Origin of the sequence: Winogradskyella rapida (assembly GCF_042675845.1) — a bacterium.
Lineage (GTDB): Bacteria > Bacteroidota > Bacteroidia > Flavobacteriales > Flavobacteriaceae > Winogradskyella > Winogradskyella rapida.
The window spans coordinates 1,012,816-1,037,570 of the sequence record NZ_JBHTKM010000063.1 but is presented as its reverse complement, the minus strand read 5'-3'; the positions used below and the strand labels follow the sequence as shown (position 1 = coordinate 1,037,570).

The 24,755-nt window shown below is 35.7% G+C and carries 23 protein-coding genes; 15 read left to right on the top strand and 8 right to left on the bottom strand.

From position 1 onward, the window contains the following. Window positions 1–25: 25 nt before the first annotated feature. The 6 genes from ACFQ13_RS11875 to trpA form a co-directional block, all read right to left on the bottom strand. Window positions 26–916, bottom strand: a complete 891-nt coding sequence (locus ACFQ13_RS11875) for a YitT family protein (protein ID WP_386117575.1) — start codon at window positions 914–916, stop codon at window positions 26–28. 77 nt (window positions 917–993) lie between these two features. Then, window positions 994–1,452, bottom strand: coding sequence for a tRNA (cytidine(34)-2'-O)-methyltransferase (locus tag ACFQ13_RS11870; RefSeq protein ID WP_386117572.1), 459 nt, complete (start codon window positions 1,450–1,452; stop codon window positions 994–996). 97 nt (window positions 1,453–1,549) lie between these two features. Continuing rightward, window positions 1,550–1,936: a DUF805 domain-containing protein gene (locus ACFQ13_RS11865; RefSeq protein ID WP_386117570.1), complete on the bottom strand. Its 387-nt coding sequence runs from the start codon at window positions 1,934–1,936 to the stop codon at window positions 1,550–1,552. 239 nt (window positions 1,937–2,175) lie between these two features. After that, window positions 2,176–2,412, bottom strand: coding sequence for a hypothetical protein (locus tag ACFQ13_RS11860; RefSeq protein ID WP_386117567.1), 237 nt, complete (start codon window positions 2,410–2,412; stop codon window positions 2,176–2,178). A gap of 63 nt (window positions 2,413–2,475) precedes the next feature. Continuing rightward, window positions 2,476–2,619, bottom strand: coding sequence for a hypothetical protein (locus tag ACFQ13_RS11855; RefSeq protein ID WP_181858400.1), 144 nt, complete (start codon window positions 2,617–2,619; stop codon window positions 2,476–2,478). Window positions 2,620–2,718: 99 nt separating this feature from the next. After that, window positions 2,719–3,489: a tryptophan synthase subunit alpha gene (gene trpA, locus ACFQ13_RS11850; protein WP_386117565.1), complete on the bottom strand. Its 771-nt coding sequence runs from the start codon at window positions 3,487–3,489 to the stop codon at window positions 2,719–2,721. Window positions 3,490–3,866: 377 nt separating this feature from the next. On the opposite strand from trpA, the gene ACFQ13_RS11845 reads away from it, so the two are divergent. From ACFQ13_RS11845 to ACFQ13_RS11835, 3 genes are all read left to right on the top strand, one after another. Further along, window positions 3,867–6,890 carry a tetratricopeptide repeat protein gene (locus tag ACFQ13_RS11845; protein WP_386117562.1) on the top strand — a complete coding sequence of 1,008 codons (3,024 nt, stop codon included), beginning with the start codon at window positions 3,867–3,869 and terminating at the stop codon, window positions 6,888–6,890. A gap of 49 nt (window positions 6,891–6,939) precedes the next feature. Next, window positions 6,940–8,670 carry a TonB-dependent receptor gene (locus tag ACFQ13_RS11840; RefSeq protein WP_386117560.1) on the top strand — a complete coding sequence of 577 codons (1,731 nt, stop codon included), beginning with the start codon at window positions 6,940–6,942 and terminating at the stop codon, window positions 8,668–8,670. 114 nt (window positions 8,671–8,784) lie between these two features. Next, the gene (locus tag ACFQ13_RS11835; RefSeq protein ID WP_386117558.1) at window positions 8,785–10,449 is read left to right on the top strand and encodes an amidohydrolase; all 1,665 of its coding nucleotides are present in this window, start codon (window positions 8,785–8,787) and stop codon (window positions 10,447–10,449) included. Between the two features lie 113 nt (window positions 10,450–10,562). Here ACFQ13_RS11835 and ACFQ13_RS11830 read toward each other — a convergent pair whose 3' ends face one another. Next, a complete protein-coding gene (locus tag ACFQ13_RS11830; protein ID WP_386117555.1) occupies window positions 10,563–11,261 on the bottom strand; it encodes a class I SAM-dependent methyltransferase in 699 nt (232 codons plus the stop codon). A 78-nt stretch (window positions 11,262–11,339) separates the two neighbouring features. On the opposite strand from ACFQ13_RS11830, the gene ACFQ13_RS11825 reads away from it, so the two are divergent. From ACFQ13_RS11825 to ACFQ13_RS11810, 4 genes are read left to right on the top strand one after another with little or no spacing between them, the layout of a single operon-like run. Next, the gene (locus ACFQ13_RS11825) at window positions 11,340–11,834 is read left to right on the top strand and encodes a YkgJ family cysteine cluster protein (RefSeq protein ID WP_114310130.1); all 495 of its coding nucleotides are present in this window, start codon (window positions 11,340–11,342) and stop codon (window positions 11,832–11,834) included. 51 nt (window positions 11,835–11,885) lie between these two features. Beyond that, the gene (locus tag ACFQ13_RS11820; protein ID WP_386117553.1) at window positions 11,886–12,785 is read left to right on the top strand and encodes a hypothetical protein; all 900 of its coding nucleotides are present in this window, start codon (window positions 11,886–11,888) and stop codon (window positions 12,783–12,785) included. A gap of 5 nt (window positions 12,786–12,790) precedes the next feature. After that, window positions 12,791–13,633, top strand: a complete 843-nt coding sequence (locus tag ACFQ13_RS11815) for a sterol desaturase family protein (protein WP_386117551.1) — start codon at window positions 12,791–12,793, stop codon at window positions 13,631–13,633. Next, window positions 13,596–14,501, top strand: coding sequence for a glycerophosphodiester phosphodiesterase family protein (locus ACFQ13_RS11810; RefSeq protein ID WP_386117549.1), 906 nt, complete (start codon window positions 13,596–13,598; stop codon window positions 14,499–14,501). Before ACFQ13_RS11815 ends, ACFQ13_RS11810 begins: the two co-directional genes overlap by 38 nt. 5 nt (window positions 14,502–14,506) lie before the next feature. On the opposite strand, the gene ACFQ13_RS11805 is transcribed toward ACFQ13_RS11810, so the two are convergent. Beyond that, the gene (locus ACFQ13_RS11805; protein ID WP_386117547.1) at window positions 14,507–15,811 is read right to left on the bottom strand and encodes an exo-beta-N-acetylmuramidase NamZ family protein; all 1,305 of its coding nucleotides are present in this window, start codon (window positions 15,809–15,811) and stop codon (window positions 14,507–14,509) included. An 8-nt stretch (window positions 15,812–15,819) separates the two neighbouring features. Between ACFQ13_RS11805 and ACFQ13_RS11800 the strand changes: the two genes are divergently transcribed. The 8 genes from ACFQ13_RS11800 (at window position 15,820) to ACFQ13_RS11765 (ending at window position 24,693) form a co-directional block, all read left to right on the top strand. After that, window positions 15,820–17,052, top strand: a complete 1,233-nt coding sequence (locus ACFQ13_RS11800; RefSeq protein ID WP_386117544.1) for an ABC transporter permease — start codon at window positions 15,820–15,822, stop codon at window positions 17,050–17,052. Window positions 17,053–17,209: 157 nt separating this feature from the next. Next, window positions 17,210–18,190 (top strand): PLP-dependent cysteine synthase family protein, encoded by a 981-nt coding sequence (locus ACFQ13_RS11795; RefSeq protein WP_114310125.1) that lies wholly within the window; start codon window positions 17,210–17,212, stop codon window positions 18,188–18,190. Between the two features lie 165 nt (window positions 18,191–18,355). Next, window positions 18,356–19,630 carry a DUF2851 family protein gene (locus ACFQ13_RS11790; protein ID WP_386117543.1) on the top strand — a complete coding sequence of 425 codons (1,275 nt, stop codon included), beginning with the start codon at window positions 18,356–18,358 and terminating at the stop codon, window positions 19,628–19,630. A 12-nt stretch (window positions 19,631–19,642) separates the two neighbouring features. Continuing rightward, window positions 19,643–19,870: a PspC domain-containing protein gene (locus ACFQ13_RS11785; protein WP_114310123.1), complete on the top strand. Its 228-nt coding sequence runs from the start codon at window positions 19,643–19,645 to the stop codon at window positions 19,868–19,870. A 2-nt stretch (window positions 19,871–19,872) separates the two neighbouring features. After that, window positions 19,873–20,895, top strand: a complete 1,023-nt coding sequence (locus ACFQ13_RS11780) for a potassium channel family protein (protein ID WP_386117540.1) — start codon at window positions 19,873–19,875, stop codon at window positions 20,893–20,895. Window positions 20,896–20,992: 97 nt separating this feature from the next. Then, complete coding sequence (locus ACFQ13_RS11775; protein ID WP_386117538.1) at window positions 20,993–22,618, top strand: alanine/glycine:cation symporter family protein; 1,626 nt, start codon at window positions 20,993–20,995, stop codon at window positions 22,616–22,618. Window positions 22,619–22,636: 18 nt separating this feature from the next. Continuing rightward, window positions 22,637–23,512 carry a ComEA family DNA-binding protein gene (locus ACFQ13_RS11770; RefSeq protein ID WP_386117536.1) on the top strand — a complete coding sequence of 292 codons (876 nt, stop codon included), beginning with the start codon at window positions 22,637–22,639 and terminating at the stop codon, window positions 23,510–23,512. A 14-nt stretch (window positions 23,513–23,526) separates the two neighbouring features. Continuing rightward, window positions 23,527–24,693: an acyl-CoA dehydrogenase family protein gene (locus ACFQ13_RS11765; RefSeq protein ID WP_386117534.1), complete on the top strand. Its 1,167-nt coding sequence runs from the start codon at window positions 23,527–23,529 to the stop codon at window positions 24,691–24,693. Window positions 24,694–24,755 lie beyond the last annotated feature (62 nt).

The following is a 24,755-nucleotide window of genomic DNA, read 5'->3' as shown; positions in this document are numbered from 1 at the left end:
GAGCTTTAATGCGGAAGAAAAGTGCTTATAAAGCCCCTAAAGTTTTTCCTTTTTTCTTATCGAGATAATGGCGTAAAACACCACCTTTTACGTTATTAACATCAAACTCAATGATAAATGCGTTTTCGTCTATTTCTTCAATAACACGATGCATTTTTTTGATATCAATACGGTTAATAACAGTGTGAATAATATCGAAATCTTGTTGAGCTCCTGTGCTTCCAAAGCCTTTAGAACCTTTATAAGTGGTTAAACCTACACCGAGTTCTATCATAATCGCTTTTTTAATTTTAGCGTAGTCGTTAGAGACAATAGTCACACCAATAAAATCTTCAAAACCTTCAATCGTTAAATCGGTCACCTTAGCGGTTACAATATAAGTTAATATAGAGTAGAGGGCTATTTCTACAGAGACCACCAAAGCGGTAATACTGAAGAGAATAATATTAAACATAAGGATAACCTTACCGATGCTTAATCCAAATTTATCATTGAGATAAATTCCTAAGATTTCGGAGCCATCTAAGACCGATCCGTTTCTTATGGCAATTCCGATTCCAGCGCCTAAACAGAGTCCACCAAAAATTGAAATTAGCAGTTTATCATCGGTTATGGTTCCGTAATCTCCAAAATGAATTAAAAAAGCAAAGCTTATAATGCTTAAGATAGATTTTACAACAATGGATTTAGAAACCGTATAGAACCCTAAAACTAAGAAAGGAATACTGAAAATAACTAAGAGCATAGAAATGTCTAAACCAATCAGTCTATTGACCAACAAGGCTATTCCGGTGACACCACCATCCATAAAACCATTTGGAAGTAAAAAGGCTTTTAAACCTACGCTTGCCAATATAATACCAACTGATATTTGGCCTAGTTCTGAAAAGAAATTATAGGATTTAGAGTGTCTCAAATTGCTGATGTTTAATGGTGTAAAAGTTACAAAAACGTTTTAGAAATCGCTTGTTTTCTACGTTTAATTTAAGATTTTTAAAGTGGTCTTAGTTGTCGTAAGCCTTCGTAAACCACAATACCCACTGAATTCGCCAAATTAAGACTTCGAATATTAGTACTGAATAGAGGAATCTTAAAGAGTTGCGCCTTATACTGCTCTATTAAAGACTTTGGTAAGCCAACAGATTCTTTTCCAAAGACCAAATACATATTGTCTTTAAAGCTAATATCCCAATGTGTGGTAGTGCCATGGCTAGACAGGAAAACCATGTCTTCGACGTTGTTTTTAGAAAAAAAGTCTTCAATATTTTCATAATATATAACATCGAGATGCTGCCAGTAATCGAGGCCTGCACGCTTTAGGCGTTTGTCATCTATTTCAAAACCAAAAGGTTTTACCAAGTGAAGTCTAGAACCACTCGCTAAAGCTAAGCGTCCAATGTTACCGGTGTTGTTAGGTATTTCGGGTTCTATGAGTACGATATTTAAGGCCATAAAAGGATAAAGTTTAAGTATTAAAAATGCCTATTCAAAAATATGAATAGGCATGAAATATAAGTTTTAAAAATGTAAATTTAAGACTTTCTATGGGTTAAGCGATCGCATTTGGTGCTTCTTGTTTAGGATCAGGTCCATAGGCATTAGCACCTTGGTCTCCTTCTGTAGCAAACAAGATAATAAGCCAGATACCTCCAATAAAAGGAATTAAAGAAATAAGGTAAAACCAACCACTTTTCCCTACATCGTGAAGACGTCTAACGGCAACAGCTAAACTTGGGATTACTACAGCAAGCGCATAAATGACATATAAAGAAAAGAGTGCAGGGATATCTAAAAGTGCACCTAGAGTTCCAAAAACGATTGCAAGGGCAATTGTAATAATGAGGTTAAACAAAACAAACATCCAATACTCTTGGCGTCTAGCACGTCCTGAAAAATTTGCGTAATTATCTCTTACGACTTTTAAATACCATTCCATAATTTTAATTTTAAGGGGGTTAAGTTAATGGCGTCAAATATAGAATTTAATTTCAAATTAGCTTTAAATATGCAGTTATTTTGTAATAAAATTCTTCATATAGTTAATGTATCTTTCTATTATGTAGTGTTTTGTTGGTTTGTGTTAGTTGTAGGAATCTACTGTTTTTGAGGCTTTTTTATATGAATTATGATCACTCATATAAGGATTTTAAGTTAATGCCTAAGCCTAAGTTTTGGTTATTGTTGTGGGGGCTTGGTTGTTGTATTAACGATTTTAAAAAACAAGAGTCTAAGGAGTAATAGAAAGGGAAAGCCGTGAAAAAGGAGGTCGAAATAATCTTTAAATTCCATGCCTACAGCACCACCTAATATCCATCGGATTTTACCAAAGAGATGTGGTTCTGGAAAAAATGGCGCTAGGCCTAGGGTAAAACATAGAAGAAGGATAAGCTTCCAGTCGTTTAATAGTTTCATGGTTAACAATAAAAAAGTCTATTCAAAGATATGAATAGACTTTAAATCACTTATGTTGAACAACTATTTTTTATTTTGTTGCTTCTTAATCGTTTTTTCGTCAATGTCGAAAGTATTCGTAGTCTGATTGACGTTTGCGGTTAAGTTGGTTGGGTTTTTCTGTGTTGTTTTACGTTTAAACTTTTTTTCGTCTTTTATAATTCCCATAATTTATTTTAATTTTTGTGTTCACAGGAAGATAAGAAATAGCCTTTGTTTTTGCTCACAAGGATTTCTTAAAGTTGAAGTTTAAAACGTTAAAAACCTTTAAGATACAGGTCTTATATTATGGGTGAATTCATCAATTTTAGTTATACCATGCGTTTTTAAATGCTTTATAAAAGCACTACCAATTATAGCTCCTTTAGCATGTTTTGTAGCCTGAGAAAAAGTTTCTTGATCCGAAATTCCAAACCCTACAATTTGTGGGTTCTTGAGATTCAGGTTAGCGATACGTTCAAAATATTCAGTTTGTGTAGTACCAAAACCAGAATTTCCACCAGTAACACTTGCTGAACTCACCATGTAAATAAATCCGTTAGACACCGAATCAATATAGCGAATACGCTCGTCTGAGGTTTGCGGTGTAATTAACAAGACGTTGATAAGTCCATATTTTTCAAATGTAGCTTTATAGGTTTCGTTATATACATCAACAGGTAAATCTGGTATAATAAGTCCATCAATACCTACCGCTTTACATTTTTCACAAAAGGCTTCAACACCATACTGTAAGATAGGATTAAAATACCCCATAATGATTAAGGGAATACTAACCGTTTTACGGATGTCTTTCAGTTGTTCAAATAGCAATTCGCTCGTCATGCCGTTTTTTAAAGCTTCAGTAGAACTGGCTTGTATGGTAGGGCCATCGGCCAAAGGATCACTAAAAGGGAGTCCTATTTCTAGCATATCTACACCACTTTCTTCTAAACGTTCAATGATAGTGGTGGTATCCTCAAGATTAGGATAACCTGCCGTAAAATAAATAGATAATAATTTATGATCTGTATGTAGCTTTTCTTGTATTCTATTCAAAATTAGATGCGGTTTTATCTGTGGCGTAGCCTTAAACGTCTCAGAGGTTATTAGATTTCCGTATGAGTCTTTGGAGGGCTTCGTAAAGCACCCCGAATTATGAAATGTAAAAATAAAACTTATTCGTCAAATGACACTAGTTTAGAGTGGTCTTGTTTATTAAAATTCTGAATTCAGAGAAGGATTCTAGCGGTCGTCAAACTTAAAATTGAGCGGTAGAGGGGAGTGGTATGGCTCACTTTATTTGGAGTGATAATTCGTAAATCAGCTAAAAAAAATTACAAGCCGGTTTATAATTATCAGCAAATTCTGTCGTTATAGCTAGGGTATTCAATTATATTTGCTAGACATAAAATCATCACTAAAACACATAACTAATGATGTTCTTAAAAAGACCGTTAATCATTCTTTTTCTTATCATTTCATCCCTAGGAATGGCACAACAATCTGCCATCTATACAAATGATTATAAAGATTACCAAAAAGCACTAAATTTATATAATAACAATCAATTTAAGGCAGCTCAAGCTTTGTTTGACGATGTTAAACTCAGCACTAGTGATGCCACTATTGAATCCGATTGTGCGTATTATATTGCCAATTGTGCGGTTAGACTTAACCAAAACAATGCAGATAATTTAATTACGTCTTTTGTAGAAGATTATCCTACTAGTACCAAAAGAAACACTGCCTTTTTAGATGTCGCGGATTACTATTTTAATAATGGTAAATACGCTTATGCCCGCAAGTGGTACGATAAAGTTGATCAGGGTAGTATTGCAGGAACAGAAAAGGAGCGTTTCAATTTTAATTATGGTTATGTGCTTTATACAACTAAAGATGAAAAGCAAGCCACTAAATATTTTAACCGTGTTATCAGTTCTAAAGAATATGGGTCGCAAGCCAAATATTACATTGGGTTTATGGCTTACCAAGGCGATGATTATGATACGGCTAATGAATATTTTGATCAAGTAAGTGATAATGAGAAGTACAAAGAAAAGTTGTCTTATTATCAGGCCGATTTAAACTTTAAGTTAGGGAAGTTTGAAAAAGCCATAGCACTTGCTACAGAGCAACTGCCTAAAAGTAATGCGTCTGAAAGATCGGAATTGTCTAAAATTATAGGGGAGAGTTATTTTAACTTAGAACAGTACGATGAAGCGATTCCGTTTCTAAAAGATTACAAAGGGAAAGACCGTAAATGGAACAATACGGATTACTACCAATTAGGCTATGCCTATTACAAGCAGAATGATTTTGAAAGTGCCATTTCAGAATTTAATAAAATTATCGGAGGAAAAAATGCCGTAGCCCAAAATGCGTATTACCATCTAGGAGAAAGTTATATTAACCTAGAGAAAAAGCAAGAGGCTTTAAATGCATTTAGAAATGCGTCTCAAATGGATTTCGATTTAAAAATTCAAGAAGATGCTTGGCTTAACTATGCTAAGATCAGTTATGATATTGGTAATCCTTACCAGTCCGTACCTCAGGTTTTAAATGCTTATTTAGAGCAGTATCCTGATACTAATTACAAGGATGAAGTAGAAACCTTGTTAATCGATTCTTATATCACTTCAAAAAATTATAAAGAGGCGCTAGAGCTTTTAAAAGGGAAAAATAGTTTTGAGAATAAGTCGGCTTACCAAAAAGTGGCCTTTTTTAGAGCTGTAGAATTGTATAATGAAAATGAGTACAATGACGCTTTAGACTTATTTAAAGGCTCTTTAAAAGAACCTATAGATTCAGATTTTGTAGCAAGAGCAACATTTTGGAAGGGTGAAACACTCTACAATTTAAGTAACTACAAGGAGGCTTTAATCGATTTTAAGCAGTTTGCAGGTTTTACGGGTATTGAAAGTTTATCAGAAAACGCCAACCTGAATTATAATTTAGCTTACACTTATTTTAAGTTGAAAGACTATAGCAACGCTTCACTGTATTTTGAAAAATTCCTAAGCAAGAGGTCAGACGATAAACTACGTCAAAATGATGCGTATTTAAGATTGGCTGATGGTTATTTTGTGTCTAGTCAGTATGATAAAGCGATTGAGGCCTACGGAAAAGCTATTCAAATTAATGAAATTGAAACAGATTATGCAGCTTTTCAGAAGGCGATGAGTTTAGGTTATCTAGGGAAGGGTACTGAAAAAATTGCCGAATTGAATGCCTTTATTAACAGCTATAAAAAATCGGCCTTACGCGATGACGCGATGTATGAGTTGGCCAATTCTTACGTCAAAGCTAGTGCCACGGATAAAGCCATGGCGATGTATAATCGTTTAAATTCGGAATATCCAAAAGGTGCTTTTACGTCTAAATCCTTATTGCGTCAAGGTTTGGTGTATTACAATGCGAATGATAACTCAAAAGCTTTAACAAAATTTAAAAAAGTAGCGACAGATTTTCCAGGTTCTGGAGAAGCCGTTCAGGCTGTGGCCACCGTACGTTTAATTTATATCGATTTAGGACGTGTGGAAGCGTATGCTAATTGGGTAAGAACTCTAGATTATGTTGAGGTTACCGATGTTGATCTTGATAATACCACCTATTTAGCAGCAGAAAAACCGTATTTAGATAATGACACGGATAGGGCTATTCGTCAATTCAATAAATATTTAAATGAGTTTCCTAAGGGAATCAACAATTTAAAAGCGCATTTCTACTTGGCGCAGTTGTATTACAAAAAAGACTTGTTAGAGAATGCGCAACCGCATTATTTAGCGGTGGTGGAGTCACCTAAATCAGAATTTTCAGAACAGGCGACGGTAAAATTATGTGAAATTTACCTAAGTCAGTCGCAATGGTCTAAGGCCATCCCTGAACTCAAACGCTTAGAGGTTGAAGCAGACTATCCGCAGAATGTTATTTACGCGCAGTCTAACTTAATGAATGCGTATTACCAAACTGAAGACTTTGCCAAAGCAGAGGCATATGCCGAAAAAGTATTGAGCAACGCTAAGTTAGATAATAAGGTGCAAAGTGATGCAAAACTCATTATTGCAAGATCGGCTATTAAAATTGGTGATGAGCAAAAAGCTAAACTAGCCTATGCTGAAGTTGAGAAAATTGCTACCGGAAGTGTTGCTGCCGAAGCTTTTTATTACAAAGGTTATTTTGAAAATAAAGCAGGCGATTTTGAAACCTCTAATGCGACGCTTCAAAAATTAGTGCAAGATTACGGGAGTTATAAATTGTTTAGTGCAAAAGGCTTAGTGGTTATGGCTAAGAACTTCTATGCGCTAAATGATGCGTTCCAAGCCACTTATATTTTAGAAAGTGTAATCAGTAATTTCTCAGATTTTACAGAAGTGGTGGAAGAAGCACAAACGGAGTTAAACAAAATAAAAGCGGAGGAAGCTAAAACCAATTCTTCTGTAGAAACGGAAGAGCCTTAAAAAGCTTCGAAGAGTTAATCGTAAAAATTCAAATACTAATATTTTAATAATGAAAATTAAATATTTAATATTATCAATATTGACCTTGAGTATAAGCTTGAGTTTCGCTCAAGAACGTAGTAAAGATACCCTTGGAGAGCAGACGGTAAATGTTATTAGACCGTATACGCCTACTATTTCAGATGCTTTTAAGGTTAAAGACCGTCCTATGTTAAATGACGGTGATGTTGTAGAAAAGAAAGCCATTAAATACAATATATTTTCAATTCCTGTGGCGTCAACTTTTACACCGGCTAAAGGTAAGGCAGCAACTGTAGATAAAGCAAAAGCCATAAAATTATACGATAATTATGCTTCTCTAGGTGTGGGAACCTATACCACTATTTTAGGAGAAGTTTACCTTAATCATGAGCTGAGTAGAGGTGAAACTATTGGGGGCTATTTAAGTCATCATTCATCACAAGGTGGTATTGATGGTGTAGAGTTAGATGATGATTTTTCAGATACAAAACTGAATGCCTACTATAAAAAGAGCGATAGAGATTTTACTTGGCAAGTTGATGGAGGCTTTAACCTAAAGACCTATAATTGGTACGGCGTGCCAAAAGGATATTACGAGTCTTCAGATCTTGATGGCGTTGATCCTGGCCAAGCTTATACCGACCTTAATCTTGGTGGAAAAATTGATTTTGAAGATGCCTTGGTGAAAGATGCTAGTCTTCGTTTTAGAAATTTTGGAGATAGTCAAGATTCGGGTGAAAATAGATTGGTTGCTAAAACTGGTTTTGATGTTGTGCTAAGAGATGCACTGATTAAATCTGAATTAAGTGTGGATTATATTAGCGGGAGTTTTGATAGCGGTTATTTCAATCTTGATGCTATTAATTACGGAAACATTACTTTGGCCTTTGCGCCTTCGTATCAATTAGTGCGAGATGAGTTAACCCTAGATTTAGGTGTAAAATTAGCCTATCTTAATGATACCGAGTTTAGCGAAAATAAGTTCTATATCTATCCAAATATTGAAGCGTCTTACCGTTTAGTTGATGAGATTTTAATTGCTTTTGGTGGACTTAAAGGGGATCTTATTCAGAACTCTTACTATGATTTTGTGAATGAAAATCCGTTTGTGTCTCCAACTTTATTGGTAACACCTACCGATCAGCAGTATCATACATTTGTAGGGGTAAAAGGTAAACTCTCTAGTGATATTGGTTATAGTTTAAAAGGAAATTATACGTCTGAAAAAAATAAGACTTTATTTAAATCTAATGAAGTGCCAAATGTGCCGTTATCAGAGTACGAATATGGAAATTCTTTTGCTGTTGCTTATGATGACGTGACCACATTTTCAGTAGAAGGAGAACTGAATGTAGACCTTAATAGAAACTTTACTTTAGGTTTAAAAGGAGCTTATTATGGATACAGTACCGATAATGAAGCTGAAGCCTGGAATTTACCAGACCTCACAGCATCTATATTCTTTGATTACCAAATTTCAGAACAATGGTATGCTGGCGGAAGTTTATTTTTTGTAGGAGAACGTAAAGACCAAATGACCTTTTATGATGAGTTTGATGCCTCGATCTTATCTTCAGAAACGGTGAGCTTAGATAGTTATTTTGATGCCAACGTACATCTAGGATATAAAGTGAACGATCAACTTTCAATTTTTGCAAAAGCGAATAATTTAGCGAGTCAGAATTATGAGCGTTGGTTAAATTATCCGGTTCAAGGTATTCAAGTACTTGCCGGAGCTACATATCAGTTTGATTTCTAAGTACAATGAAAGTAGGGGGGCTTAGTATAGAAGCCTTCTTAAACAGCTTATACAACAAAAGCGTTCCAATTTGGAGCGCTTTTCTTATTTTTACATACTACCAAAACCAATACGATGAAATTTAAGCATTCCCCTTCCGCCTTAAGAGGTTTAATATTAAGTCTGCAAGCCCTTATGTACTGCGCGGTATTTTTGTTTGTGTCTTGTGAACCCGCTAAGGAAAACGTCGATTTAATGGTAACCAACGCCAATATTTATACCGTTGATGACGCTTTTAGTAAAGCGGAAGCCTTTGCTGTTAAAGACGGTAAGATCATTGCTGTAGGAAGCGCTTCGGAGATAGAAGCAAAGTATACAGCAGCAGATACTATTAATGCTGAAGGGCAAACTGTTGTTCCTGGACTTATCGATGCACATTGTCACTTTCTAGGCTTAGGTTTTAATCAGCAAACCGTTAATTTATTCGGAACAACAAGTTTTGAAGATATGATGAAACGTGTTTTAGATTTTCAGAATACACATCATAAAGACTATATTTTAGGTCGTGGTTGGGACCAAAACGATTGGGAGATTAAGGAATTCCCGAACAAGAATTTATTAGATAAACTCTACCCTAACACGCCAATAGCTTTAACGCGTATTGATGGCCATGCTATTTTAGCCAATCAAGCGGCCTTAGACCTAGGCAAGGTTACTGTAGATAGTAAAATTGAAGGAGGAGAAGTGGTTGTTGAAAATGGAGAATTAACAGGTGTTCTTATTGATAATGCAGAACGTTTAGTTATGGATCATTGGCCAAAGCCTACAAAATCAGAGATGACCACGGCCTTATTGGAAGCTCAAAAATTGTGTTTTGATTTAGGGTTAACTACTGTAGATGATGCCGGATTAGGCAAAGAAGCTATTGAGGTTATCGATAGTTTACAGAAATCTGGAGCACTTAAAATGCGTATCTATGCTATGGTCTCGCATACCGAAGAGAATTTAGACTACTATCTTAACAAAGGGATTACAAAAACGGATTATCTCAATGTGCGTTCCTTTAAGTTTTATGCTGATGGAGCTTTAGGATCAAGAGGTGCCATGTTAAGAGAGCCGTATTCAGACAAACCCGAACATTTAGGTTTACTTGTTACCGACTTAGAAACCATGACGGCGGCGGCAAAACGTATTGCGGATTCTGAATTCCAAATGAATACCCATGCTATTGGCGATTCTGCCAACCATGCCGTATTACAAACCTATGAAAAAGCCTTAGCCGGTCAAACCGATAGACGTTGGCGTGTAGAACATGCACAAATTGTATCTCCTGAAGATTTTACATTATACAAGAATATCTTTCCTTCTGTACAGCCAACGCATGCAACTAGCGATATGTATTGGGCTGAAGATCGCGTAGGTGAAGAACGCCTAAAAGGCGCTTATGCGTATAAACAATTGTTAGATGCCTACGGAAAAGTGGCTATTGGTACCGATTTTCCGGTGGAAAAAGTGAGTCCGTTTTTAAGTTTCTATGCGGCCGTTTCGAGGCAAGATTTAGAGCAGTATCCGGAAGGGGGCTTTCAAAAAGAAAATGCGCTTAGTAGAGAAGAAACCTTAAGAGGAATGACCATTTGGGCGGCTTATTCTAATTTTGAAGAAAATGAAAAAGGAAGTCTAGAAGTAGGGAAATTTGCGGATTTCATTATTCTAGATAAAGATATCATGACGGTGGATGCTCAAGAAATTCCTAATATTAAAGTCTTAAAAACAGTCGTTGGCGGTGAAGTGCAATCTTAAAACTTTGGGGGCTGAATTTTAATACTATGCTAAACGACTATCAAGTAGACCTTAATTTTTGGTTTGAAAATATGGTAGATGGCGGCCTTAAAAGAAAATTTAAGGCCACGGTTTTATTTAGAAATCCGAGCTAAGTAATCATAGTGTTCGCCTTCCTTAATTTTTTCGCATTGTAAGCCTACGGTTAAGCATGCTGTTTTTAAGGTTTCAAAATCGAGGTATAACCATTTCATCGGCGTTTCCTCAATACCTTTGTAAGATAGGTAATAGTCTAGTTCACCAGGATAACCCTGATTAAGATCTAGCCACATACCGCCATCTTCATCTTCATACATATAGGAGATGTCAGAGGAGTCCATTAAAATTTGTCCGTCCGTCTGAAGTAGCGTTTTTAAATGGTCTAAATATTGGGAAACTTTAGAGAGTTCTTGAAAAATCCCAGTACCATTCATAAGTAAAAGAATTGTATCAAATTTTTCGGTTTCCTCTAAAAGCGGTTTTAATTCCGCATTAATTACACCACGTTGCTGTGCAACTTCAACAGCGCCTTTAGAACTGTCAATGGCTTTCACCGTTTTGCCTTGGTCTTGTAACCATAAGCTGTGACTACCAGAACCACAACCTACATCTAAAATTTTCCCCCGACTTAACTTTAAGGCTTCTTGCTCTAAGGCTGGCATTTCAGCATAACTTCTAAATAAATAGGGGAGCGGTAACTCGTCCTTATCAGAAATATTCGTGGAGGTCATAAGATCTTCAGAGTAATTTCCATTTTGATAATCTAATAAGGCTTGGCCAAAAATATCTTTCATAATTAAGACGGTCTAAAACTTAACGCGCGATTTTGCTTTTCTCGAAACTGAGTCGTGAACTTTACTTAAATTTGTGCTATGCAAGATCAGATTAATAACCTTCCAAAGTGGGCCAAAGATAAACATAAGGAGAACAAAACCTTTTTTACAAAGTTAAAAAAGAAACCTCCCAAGCAGTTAGATTATATTATGCAAGAACTGCATGAAGAAGAGTTTGAACGTACCGATTGTTTAGCCTGTGCAAATTGTTGTAAAACAACAGGGCCTTTATTTACGCCTAAAGATATTCAGCGTATCGCCAAGTTCTTTAGAATGAAAGAACAACAGTTTATAGAAACTTACCTGCGTCTCGATGAAGAAAATGATTATGTGTTGCAATCCGTACCGTGTACATTTTTAGGGGCAGATAATTACTGCTCTATCTACGACGTGCGTCCTAAAGCCTGTAGTGAGTTTCCGCATACCGACCGTAAAAAGTTTCAGCAGATTTCTAACTTAACCTTGAAGAATGTAGCGATTTGTCCTGCAGCCTACAATATTGTTGAAGCCATGAAAAAGAGAATTCCTAAATAATAAGCATAGCTTAGGAATGATAATTGTGACTATTAACAAAATTTAAAATCTATGAGATATCAAATTACAATTGTATTAATTTTAGTTTTAACATTTCAATGGTCGTCCGCTCAACCGTGGATGACAAATTTAGATTTAGCGCAAGATTTGGCACTGACCCAAAATAAAATGGTACTGATGGTTTGGGAAGATACCACAAAATATCCCTATCATGTTTTGGTGAATGATGAAAATGGTTATACCATTCTGATTGAAAATTTATTTGAAAACGAAGAAGTAAGTCCTTTAATATGGAAGTATTTTGTGCCCGTTATTGTAAATGAATTGGCCTACGAAAGTTTGTATTTAGAGATTAAGGAGAAGCAATCGCAGGAATATATTGATAAGTTTAATGACGATAGTATTAAAATAATGGATGTTCATGGCCATATTTTAAATGTTAAGCATACTGCAGAGGGCTACCAAAACATCACAACGTTAATTCAGAATTATGGCATTAATACCGAGTTTTTTGCCCTAGAATTGAAAGAATACAAAGAGAAAAAAGATTTTTATTCTGCCTATTACTTGGCCTCAAAATATTTCGATTTTTCACCGTATGTAAAAGAAGCCATTCGTGAAAATATGGTGGATTTAGGATTGCTTTATCTCGAGGAAGCCTCACAATTTATAGAGGAGGTCACGGCAGAAGATAAGGCGATGTTATCGCAACGTGTTGCCCTATTAAGTATACAGCAATATATAATTTTAAACCGTCCTAGAAAAGCCTTGCGTCTGTTAAACCGTTTAGAAATTGACGAAGAACACGCAAGTAATCAGGGCTTTTTGGCATTTTTATATTATACCACACATCGTATTTTAGGCAATCAAAAAGAGGTTATGACGTGGAAATCTAAACTATCTTCAGTAAATTTGAAGAAAGCACAGGTCCTTATTAACCTCTATAAATAAGTTTTTTGGAAAACATCGTCTCTTACTTTAACACCATTCCTTCTTCGCACCGAAGTCTCATTTTGGTAGGAGGGCTTACTTTTTTTTGGTTGTTAGAAGGCGGTTTGCCCTTATTTAAATTTAAGTACAAAAAATGGAAGCATGCTATTCCTAACTTGTTTTTTACCCTAACAACGGTTGTCATAAATTTTGCCTTGGCCTTTTTATTATTGCGCGTTTCAGATTGGGTTGTGGTTCATAACTTCGGAATTATAAATTGGTTACCAAAATTGCCTTTGGGCTTATATGTGTTTTTGGGTGTGGTTCTTTTAGATTTTTTCGGAGCCTATTTAGCACACTATGTAGAACATAAAGTAAAACCTCTCTGGATGGTCCATTTGGTGCATCATACCGATCATAACGTCGATACCACCACAGCCAACAGGCATCATCCCATAGAAAGTTTTATTCGTTTCTTCTTTACTTTATTAGGTGTTTTTTTAGTGGGAACTCCTATTGCTATAATTATGATCTATCAGGCGTTGTCCTTGATTTTTACGCAATTTACTCATGCTAATATCAAAATGCCTAAGCGCTTGGATAAGATTTTGAGTTATGTTATTGTCTCGCCAGACATGCATAAAATTCACCATCATTATAGGTTGCCTTATACCGATTCTAATTTTGGTAATATTTTTAGTTTTTGGGATCGCCTATTCGGGACCTATCGTTATTTAGATCGTGAAAAATTGGTTTATGGTGTGGATGTATTTCCCGATGAAGTTAAAAATAGTAATATCAAAGATTTGCTAAAACAACCGTTTCAACGCTATGAAAAATCAACATTGTCTTCAAAAATTCATAATTAGTTTTTTAAGTATAGGTCTTATGATGGGATGTAATTCAGAAAAAAATATTGATGTTCAAGGACATCGTGGATGTAGAGGGTTAATGCCCGAAAATACCTTAGAGGCCTTTACAACGGCTATAGATCTTGGGGTAGAAACCTTAGAATTAGATATTGTAATTTCTAAAGATCGTAAAGTGGTCGTTTCACATGAGCCTTATATGAATCCTGTTATTTGTCTAAGTCCTGAAGGCATGGAACTTCCTGAGGACTCTAAAGCGGATTATAATTTATATGAAATGGATTATAAGCAGATAAAGGCTTTTGACTGCGGAACCAAATTGCATCCTACTTATCCTAATCAAGAAAAGTTTAAAACGTATAAACCTTTACTTTCAGAAGTTTTTGAGCTTATAAAGGCGAAAGCTTCAAGCGTTAAGGTTAATATTGAAATTAAATCGGCTCCGAGTTATTACGATGTGTTTACACCGCAACCCAAAGCTTACGTCGCTTTGGTTTTAGAGGTGATTGAAGCACATCAAATGGAAAATCGGGTAAATTTACAATCTTTCGATACTGCTATTTTAGAAGCCGTTAAAGTTCAGTCTCCTCATATGCCTATGGCCCTTTTAGTCGATGGTAAGGAGGACATCGACACAAAATTAGAACAGCTCACATTTCACCCTGAAATTATAAGCCCATATTTTAAGTTGCTTTCAGCGGAAAATGTTTCGGCCTATCAAAGTCAAGGATATAAGGTAATTCCTTGGACGGTGAACATTAAAGCAGATATGGCCCAAATGCAGGCCTATCAAGTGGATGGCATTATAACAGATTATCCCGATGTGCTCATCAATTTACTTCAATCTAAAGAGACTCTCAGCCAATAGAACGATTAAGGGTATAAAAGGTATTGCGCTCTTGTTTTGCTGTAGGCAGCGAGTCCTGCTTTCCAACTAGCTCTAATCTCTTTTTCAGACCATCCTGCCACAATTTGCTTTTCTAAGGATTGAGTACCGGCAAGTAGCGTGAAGAAATCCGTAAAAAATGACGTTTCAGAATTTAAAGTTTGGCTTTTGTTGTAGAAATCAATTAACCATTCTAAATGCAAACCATCTAAAGTTTTAAATTCAGACAGGTCATAACCGTAACAGATTTCACCGTCGTGCTTAGGATATTTCGCTCCAGCATTGGCAGTTGGTGTAAATTGAAAAGGAAATCCTTCATTTTTAAATTTTGGCGAGCCGATAACTTGAAACTGTTTATGAGTACCTCGACCTACACTAATTGGGGTGCCTTCAAAAAAACATAAACTTGGGTAGAGGTTTATAGCTTTAGCATTAGGAAGGTTTGGCGATGGATTTATAGGAAGCTCATATGGGAGTTGGTGGTTGTAATGGTCTACAGTAATTACCGTGAGTTGGCATTGTATTCCGTTTGTTAGCCAGTGTTCGCCATTAATCATTTGGGCATATTCGCCAATAGTCATCCCGTGAACCACCGGAATAGGGTGCATGCCCACAAAGCTTTTATGCGCTTTTTCTAAAATAGGTCCATCAATATAATGTCCATTAGGATTAGGACGGTCTAATACCAACACCGGAATGTTTTGTTCGGCACAGGCTTCCATTACATAATGTAAACTTGAAATGTATGTGTAGAAGCGAGCCCCTACATCTTGTATATCAAAAACGACAAGATCTAAACCTTTTAATTGTTCAGCAGTGGGCTTTTTATTTTTTCCATAGAGGGAAATGATAGGAAGTCCTGTTTTAGTGTCTAGGCCATCTTTAACAACTTCTCCAGCATCGGCGACCCCTCTAAAACCATGTTCTGGTGCAAATACTTTTTTTACATCAACATTCATGGCTATTAAAGAATCTACAAGATGGGTATAGTTTAATAAAGAAGCTTTAGAGCGTTTGGTTTTAAAAATAACACTGGTTTGGTTGGCAACAATACCCACACGTTTGCCTTGCAATAGCGGGAGGTAGTCCTGCGTTTTATTCGCTCCTACGTTGAGGTTTTTATTTTCGCTAAGTAAGGTCTTGTTTGCACTCGGAGCATCATTTAACGCTAAGGTATCTTTAAGTACATTATTACGGGCTTGTTCGGTGCGCTGTCCACAAGAAAATGTTACCAATGAAATGGATATTATTATAGAGAATAAAACTGTATTTTTGAAAACCTTTAAAAGCATATATAAGTTTGAATTTTGAGTTATTTATAGCAAAACGCATTATTGGCAATAAAACGTATAAAAGTAGTGTTTCGGCACCAATTATTAAAATTGGTATCGCGGCAATTGCTATTGGAATGATTGTAATGCTTATTGCGATAGCCACCGGTTTGGGCTTACAGCAAAAAATTAGAGATAAAGTTGTTGCTTTTAATGGGCATATAGAAATTACTAATTATGATAATAATTCTTCAGATGAATCGCAAGTACCCATCTCTATAGATCAAGAATTCTATCCGAACTTTGCAGAGGTTGAGGGGATTAACCACGTGCAAGGAGTGGCTCAAAAATTTGCCGTTATTAGAACTGAAACCGATTTTGAAGGTGTTGTGGTTAAAGGTGTCGGAGCCGATTATAAATGGGATTATTTTGAAGCGTTTTTAATTGAGGGGCGTTTACCCGATTTTACCAAAAATAGAAATGAAGAGATTTTAATTTCTCAATATTTGGCCAATCGCTTAGATTTTAAAGTAGGCGATAAAATGCAAACCTTATTTACGGAGCGGATAGACCGTTTGCCTAGATTAATGGGGTTTAATATTGTGGGAATTTATAATTCAGGATTTCAAGAATTAGATGAGAAATTCTGTATTGCAGATTTAAGACATATTCAACGTCTAAATAAATGGGAAGCCAATCAAATTGGAAATTTTGAAGTGTTTATAGACGATTTCTCTAAAATTGAACAAAAAACGGTAGAGGTCTATAAAGCTGTGCCGTCTATGATGAATGCCACTTCTATTACAAGAAAGTATTATACCATATTTGAATGGATTAAAATCTTTGATAAGAATACCTATGGTATTATTGCCATTATGATCATTGTAGCGGGGATTAATATGATAACAGCCTTGTTAGTTTTAATCCTAGAACGTACACAGATGATCGGAATTCTAAAAGCCTTAGGAAGTTCTAATTGGTCTATAAGAAAAGTGTTTCTCTATAACGCTTCTTACCTTGTAGGTTTAGGTCTGTTATGGGGTAATAGTATTGGTTTAGGTCTGTTATTTGCACAAAAATATTTTAAGTTATTTCCTTTAAATCCCGATACCTATTACGTGAATAATGCTCCGGTTTATATCAGTTGGGATTATATTATGCTTCTCAATTTAGGGACGTTCGTAGCTTGTTTATTAATGTTGTTAATTCCGTCGGTAATCATCTCTAAAATTTCTCCCGTTAAAGCCATTCGTTTCGATTAAACCGAATATTTGCCTGCGTTATTTTATTCAGAATTTGTGTCTTTATAAGCTGTATTTATAGGTCTTTTTTTCTTATTAAAGACGAAGCGGTAATACTCTAAGTTTATACTTTCTACTTCTAATATTTCACTTATTTTTGCACCTCGAAAATAATATTATGGATTACGTAGAAAATATATTAGGTACAATAGGAAATACCCCTTTAGTTAAGATGAATAAACTAGTGGAGGATTTACCTTGTTTAGTACTTGCTAAATATGAGACTTTTAACCCCGGAAACTCTGTAAAGGATAGAATGGCTTTACAAATGATTGAAGATGCTGAGGCAGACGGGCGATTAAAACCAGGAGGAACTATCATTGAAGGGACCTCAGGAAATACTGGAATGGGCTTAGCCTTAGCGGCAATTATTAAAGGGTACAAATGTATCTTTGTTATGGCCGATAAGCAGTCTAAAGAAAAGATAGATATTCTTAAAGCTGTAGGGGCAGAAGTTGTGGTTTGTCCAACAGCGGTAGAACCAGAAGACCCTCGTAGTTACTATTCAGTGTCTAAACGTTTAGGAGAAGAAACTCCTAATTCTTGGTATGTTAACCAATATGATAATCCAAGTAATACTAAAGCACATTACTTAAGCACAGGACCTGAAATTTGGAAACAAACCGATGGTAAAATTACACATTTTGTTGTAGGTGTAGGGACCGGAGGAACGATTAGTGGTGTTGGAAAATATTTAAAAGAACAAAACCCTAATATCAAAGTTTGGGGTGTCGATACTTATGGATCGGTGTTTAAAAAATACCATGAGACCGGAGAGTTTGATGAAAATGAAATCTATCCTTATGTGACTGAAGGTATCGGTGAAGATATTTTACCTAAAAATGTAGATTTCGATATTATTGATGGATTTACTAAGGTGACAGATAAAGATGCTTGTGTATATACACAACGTCTAAGTAAGGAAGAAGGGATGTTCTTAGGGAATTCAGCAGGTTCAGCAATTAAAGGCGTGTTGCAATTAAAAGATCAATTTAAACCCGATGATGTTGTTGTGGTTTTATTTCATGATCATGGAAGTCGTTATGTAGGGAAAATGTACAATGACGAATGGATGAGAGACATGGGCTACATCGATTAAATCATATTGTCCTATAAAAGGATAAGCATATAATAGACTTAAAAATCCTGAGCATCGCTCAGGATTTTTTGTTTTAGACGCCCTGATGTGGCATTTAGCCTGAATACAATCCGCATTTTTCTAAAAAAATAAAACATTTTTAAAGGCAAATCTTTACTTTAGAGGATGCAAGAAGATTTCCTTCATTATATATGGAAACATAAAGCCTTTAAATCGGGGGTGCTAAAAACCACTCAGAAAGAGGCGATTCGGATTGTAAACTTGGGGCAGCATAATCATAATTCAGGTCCTGATTTTTTCAATGCGCAGCTTGTTATTGCAGAACAACATTGGGCGGGCAATGTAGAGATTCATGTAAAGTCTTCAGATTGGTATGTGCACCATCACGAAACGGATAAGGCTTATGATAACGTTATTCTTCATGTGGTTTGGGAGCACGATGCCGACATCTTTAGGAAAGATAACTCCGTGATTCCAACCTTAGAGCTAAAACATTACGTCGATCAACGCTACAGCACTAATTATAAAAAACTTTTAAAATCTAAAACTTGGATTAATTGTGAATCGCGGTTTGGAGAGACCGATGATTTTCTTCTTAATAATTGGTTAGAGCGTCTCTATATAGAACGCTTAGAACAAAAATCTGAAACCATAAACAGCTTATTGATGGTTTCTCAAAATAATTGGGAAGCGGTTTTGTTCAAAATGCTATTGAAGAATTTTGGGTTAAAAGTCAATGGTCCCTCTTTTTTAAGCATTGCAAGTTCCTTTGACTATGCCGTATTTAGAAAATTACTCGATAAAATTCATAATGTAGAAGCCTTATTATTTGGTCAAGCCGGTTTATTAGAACGTAATGATATCGAAGAACCTTATTTTACAGACCTTCAAGAGAAGTACGGCTATCTCAAACAAAAATTTAATATTGATAATAGCAATGTTGTTCCAGCACAGTTTTTCAGGTTAAGACCTCCTAATTTTCCAACCATTAGGCTGTCGCAATTTGCAAATCTCTATACCTTAGAGCCGCACTTAGTTTCTAAAATTATCAGCTTAAAAACCTTAGAAGCCTATTACGAGTTTTTTAATAAAGGCGTATCGCAATTCTGGAGAACCCATTACACTTTTAGTACGGCCTCTAAAGTGTCTAAAAAATCAATGACAAAATCGTTTATAGATCTCTTGATTATAAATACTATAATACCGCTTAAGTTTAGCTATGCGAAAGCTCAAGGTAAAGCGACGGATGAGGAGTTGTTTACGCTCATTAAAGCTTTAAAATTAGAAAACAACAGTATTGTCAGTAAGTTTTTAGAACTGAAATCAATAGAAAGAAATGCCTTAAGTTCTCAAGCCTTATTACAGTTAAAACAGGAGTACTGTGATAAAAATAGATGTTTGCACTGTGCTATTGGTAATAGTCTAATCGTAAAAAAATAAGTAAATTGCGACATGAATTGGTTCTACGCACTTTTATTATATTTCCAAAAACGTGGCTATTACGTGTGTCAACGTATCGCCGATCGCTTAGGGATTAGGGCAAAAATAGTAAGAACATCCTTTATGTATCTCACGTTTGTAACCGTAGGATTCGGTTTTGCCTTATATCTGTTTTTAGCGTTTTGGATGCGTATTAAAGATATTATTTATACAAAACGCTCCTCAGTTTTTGACTTATAAATATGAAGAATCCCCTTTTAAAACTTTATAGATCTAAAATCTATACGGCAATACTCCTCCTAGGCATTTTGCTGTGTATTGGTGTTTTAGGTTATCGGTTTATTGCAGGGTATGTTTGGTTAGATGCATTTTACATGACGGTGATTACCGTTACTACTGTAGGTTTTGCAGAAGTAAACCCCTTAGATACGCCCTCTAAAGTTTTTACTATATTTTTAATCTTAACAAGTGTTGTCATTGTAGGGTATGCGATTTCTATTATAACCGAATATATTTTAAACCGAAATAATCTTGAGGATATAAAACAACGGAAGATGCTAAAGAAAATTGAAGAAATGTCTAATCACATTATTATATGTGGTTTTGGAAGAAATGGGAAGCAGGCGGCCAAGAAATTACAGTCTTATAACAAGCCGTTTGTTATTATTGAACAAGATAAGGAGGTTCTCGATAAATTTCAAGATGAAGATCTCCCATTTGTTTTAGGAAACGCCAATGATGACGAAATTCTTCTTGAAGCCGGAATTTCCAGAGCGGCAACTTTAATTACAGCATTACCTAGTGATGCCGATAATTTGTTTGTGGTTTTATCGGCACGCCAAATCAATGCTAAACTCAATATTATAAGTCGTGCTTCCGAAGAAACCTCTTATAGTAAATTAAAATTAGCAGGCGCTAACAATGTTATTCTTCCCGATAGAATTGGAGGCGATCATATGGCCTCTTTAGTCGTGACTCCAGATCTTATTGAGTTTATAGATAACCTTAGTATTGTAGGGGAACGCAATGTAAATATGGCAGAAGTTCAAGTTGAGCAACTTTATAACACAAAAGATGTAAAAACTATTAAGGACTTAGATTTGCGTAATAAAACCGGCTGTACTGTCATTGGTTTTAAAAATATTACTGGCGAATATCTTGTTAATCCTGAGGCGGATACCAAGCTTGTGCCAGGGTCCTATATCATCGTTTTAGGACGTCCTGAGCAGATCATTAAACTCAATTCTGTGTTTAAAATTGCATAGGCCCATCACTCATTTTATGAGTTCAGACTTTATTGACTCAATTTTTTTTTGCATCTTGTCAACTTTAAAACTTTTAACTTAACTAATAAATATACTAATGAAGAAATATCTTCTATCAATTTTTACGTTGATATTACCGCTTTTAAACTTTGCACAACAGACAACTTCAGAGAAAATAGACGTTATTTTCAAAGATTATACAGGTTGGTTTGTCGAGGCTATTTTTTATGAAATTCCTTTTTCTGAGACCTATCAAATTCCTTGGGTACTTATCGTATTAGTCGGTGGTGCCTTATTTTTTACCATTTATTTTAAATTCATCAATGTTACAGGATTTAGAATGGCCATTAAAGTGGTAAAAGGTGAATATGAAGATATCGAAAAGCACGGTGCTGATACTTTATATGGTGATAGTACACCAAATGAAGGTGAAGATATTATAGAAACGATTAAAGATGAAGGGGCCGATGGTGAGGTGTCGCACTTCCAGGCCTTAACAGCAGCCTTATCTGCAACCGTAGGACTTGGAAATATTGCCGGTGTGGCCGTAGCACTTTCTATTGGTGGACCAGGAGCAACATTTTGGATGATTGTTGCAGGTCTATTAGGGATGGCTTCAAAATTTGCTGAATGTACCTTAGGTGTAAAATATAGAGATGTTGGTGAAGATGGAACCGTTTACGGTGGACCAATGTACTACCTAACTAAAGGACTACGTTCTAAAGGAATGGGAGGTTTTGGTAAAGTTCTTGCCGTTTTATTTGCCATTTTTGTTATCGGTGGATCTTTTGGAGGTGGAAACATGTTCCAAGCCAATCAAGCCGCTGCACAGTTTGTTAAACTTTTTGAATTAGATCCTGCTTCTAACGCTGGTCTTTATTTCGGATTAGTAATGGCAGCTTTAGTAGCCATCGTTATTATTGGTGGTATTAAGCGTATTGCTAAGGTGACTGAAAAAGTAGTGCCATTTATGGCTGGAATCTATGTTTTAGCTTCTTTAATTATCTTAGGTGCAAATTTCTCACTTATTGATGATGCGTTCGCTTTAATCTATGAAGGAGCATTTTCTGGATTAGGAATTGCTGGTGGACTTGTAGGAGTTATGATTCAGGGAATCCGAAGAGGAGCCTTTTCAAACGAAGCTGGTGTAGGGTCTGCAGCAATTGCACACTCTGCTGTTCGTACTAAATATCCGGCTTCAGAAGGTATTGTGGCACTTTTAGAGCCTTTCGTAGATACGGTTGTTATCTGTACAATGACGGCTTTAGTGATTGTAATTACAAATTTCGATGGTGGCTTTATGGAATATGGAGTAGAGATTACCGAAGGGGTGGAGATTACAGCCACTGCTTTTGATACTGTGATTCCTCACTTCTCTGTGGTCTTAACCATTGCCGTTATATTATTTGCCTTTTCTACCATGATTTCTTGGTCTTACTACGGAATGCAAGGATGGGTATTCTTATTTGGAAAAGGAAAAATTACAGATTTAGTTTATAAAATATTATTTTTATTCTTCGTCGTAGTTGGTGCTTCTATTAGTTTAGGTGCAGTAATTAACTTCTCAGATGCGATGATCTTTGCTATGGTGGTTCCTAATATTATCGGTGTTATTATTCTTTCTCCAATTATTAAGAAAGAATTATCAAGATACTATAAAGCTATTAGTGTTAAAGATGATGCTATTGAAGATGGTGCTGAAGATTTAAACGAGATTCTATAAAAAACAAAACTCATTGCAATGAAATCCCATTTCCAGTTTTCTAAACAACAACGGAATGGGATTTTGTTGTTAATAGGCCTTATAGTTGGCTTACAAGCCGTGTTGTGGTGGAATCCCTTTCATAAAAGTGAGACAGTAGAACAGTCAGAGCAAATAGAAACCTTTATACGAGAAATAGACGCGCTACGGAAGGTGGAAATTGAAAACAATAAGCCTAAAATCTACCCTTTCAACCCTAATTATATTACCGATTATAAAGGCTATGCTTTAGGAATGGCTACTGAAGAGATAGACCGGCTCCATAAATTTAGGGCAACAGACCGTTGGGTGAATTCGGCCCAAGAGTTTCAGAAGGTCACTTTAGTCTCCGATTCATTATTAGCAACCATGGCGCCTTACTTTAAATTCCCCGATTGGGTTAATACTACCAAGGCTAAAACTCAAAAGGATAAGCCATCTTATCTTACATCCAAAACTCCAAAAACCTATGCTCAGAAAATAGACTTAAATATGGCCACCCAAGAACAACTTGAAAAAGTATATGGCGTGGGCAAGAAACGTTCTGAACGTATTTTGAAGTATCGTAATAAGTATGATGGGGGCTTTGTCTCTGATATAGAACTTTCGGAAGTTTGGGGTTTAACCGATGAGGTTATTACACAGATTCTACAGCATTTTACAGTAAAAACACCACGCCCTATCACGGTTATAAATCTTAATACCGCAGGACGCGATCAATTGGTGACGGTCCCTTACATAGATTACGAGGTGGCCTTTAATATTATAGAGGAAAGAACATTGCGTGATGGTTTTAATTCCTTAGAGGATTTATTACGTGTTGAAGGTTTTCCGAAAGAAAAAATAGAGATAATTAAGTTATATTTGCAACTCTAATCAAACAACAATTTATGTCCAATTTATATTTTACAGAAGAACATAATTTATTCAGAGAAAGCCTAAGGGAATTCCTGCAAAAGGAAGTCGTTCCGCATATAGACAAGTGGGAAGAAACCGGTCATATAGAACGATTCATTTGGAAGAAATTTGGTGATATGGGCTACTTTGGTCTTGCTTACCCAGAACAATATGGCGGATTAGATTTAGACCTTTTTTATACCGTAATTTTTCTTGAAGAATTACAACGTATTAACTCTGGTGGGTTTGCCGCAGCAATGTGGGCACATGCTTACTTAGCCATGACGCATCTTAATAAAGAGGGCGATGAGGCCATTAAAGAAAAATATTTAGCAGATAGTATTTCTGGAGACCAAATAGGTTGTCTTTGTATTACAGAACCTTTTGGGGGAAGTGATGTCGCAGGGATGCGAACAACTGCCGTGAAAGATGGGGATACCTATGTTATTAATGGTTCAAAAACCTTTATAACAAATGGTGTTTATAGTGACTACCTTGTGGTTGCCGCTAAAACCAGTCCAGAATTAGGAAATAAAGGTATTAGTATTTTTGTTATGGATAGAGATACCCCTGGTATTTCAGCAACAAAACTAGATAAGTTAGGGTGGAGAGCTTCTGATACTGCCGAAATTGCTTTTGATAATGTAGTGATTCCTGCAGCAAACTTAATGGGGAATGAAAACCAAGGCTTTCCTTATATCATGCAACATTTTGCATTAGAGCGTTTAATTATGGGCGTTAATGCTCATGCTAGAGCAGAATATGCTTTAGAATACGCTAAGCAATATATGAGTGAGCGTACGGCCTTCGGAAGAACTATTGATAAGTTTCAAGCCTTAAGACATACTTTTGCAGATTGCCAAACACAAATGGAAATATGTAAACAATTTAACTACTATGTAACAAAACGTTTAGATATGGGAGACTATGTGGTGAAAGAAGCTACAATGTCTAAATTACAATCTACAAAAATGGCAGATGATGTCATTTACCAATGTCTTCAGTTTTTAGGCGGCTATGGCTTTATGGAAGAGTATCCGTTAGCACGTATGTCTAGAGATAGTCGTTTAGGTCCAATAGGTGGTGGTACTTCAGAAATATTGAAAGAAATCATTGCTAAAATGGTTATTGATAATAAAGATTATAAACCTGCAACATAATTGTTGTAGTACGATTATATAAAGCAATTTGCTTTAATAAAATGAAAACTCGTGAATTTATT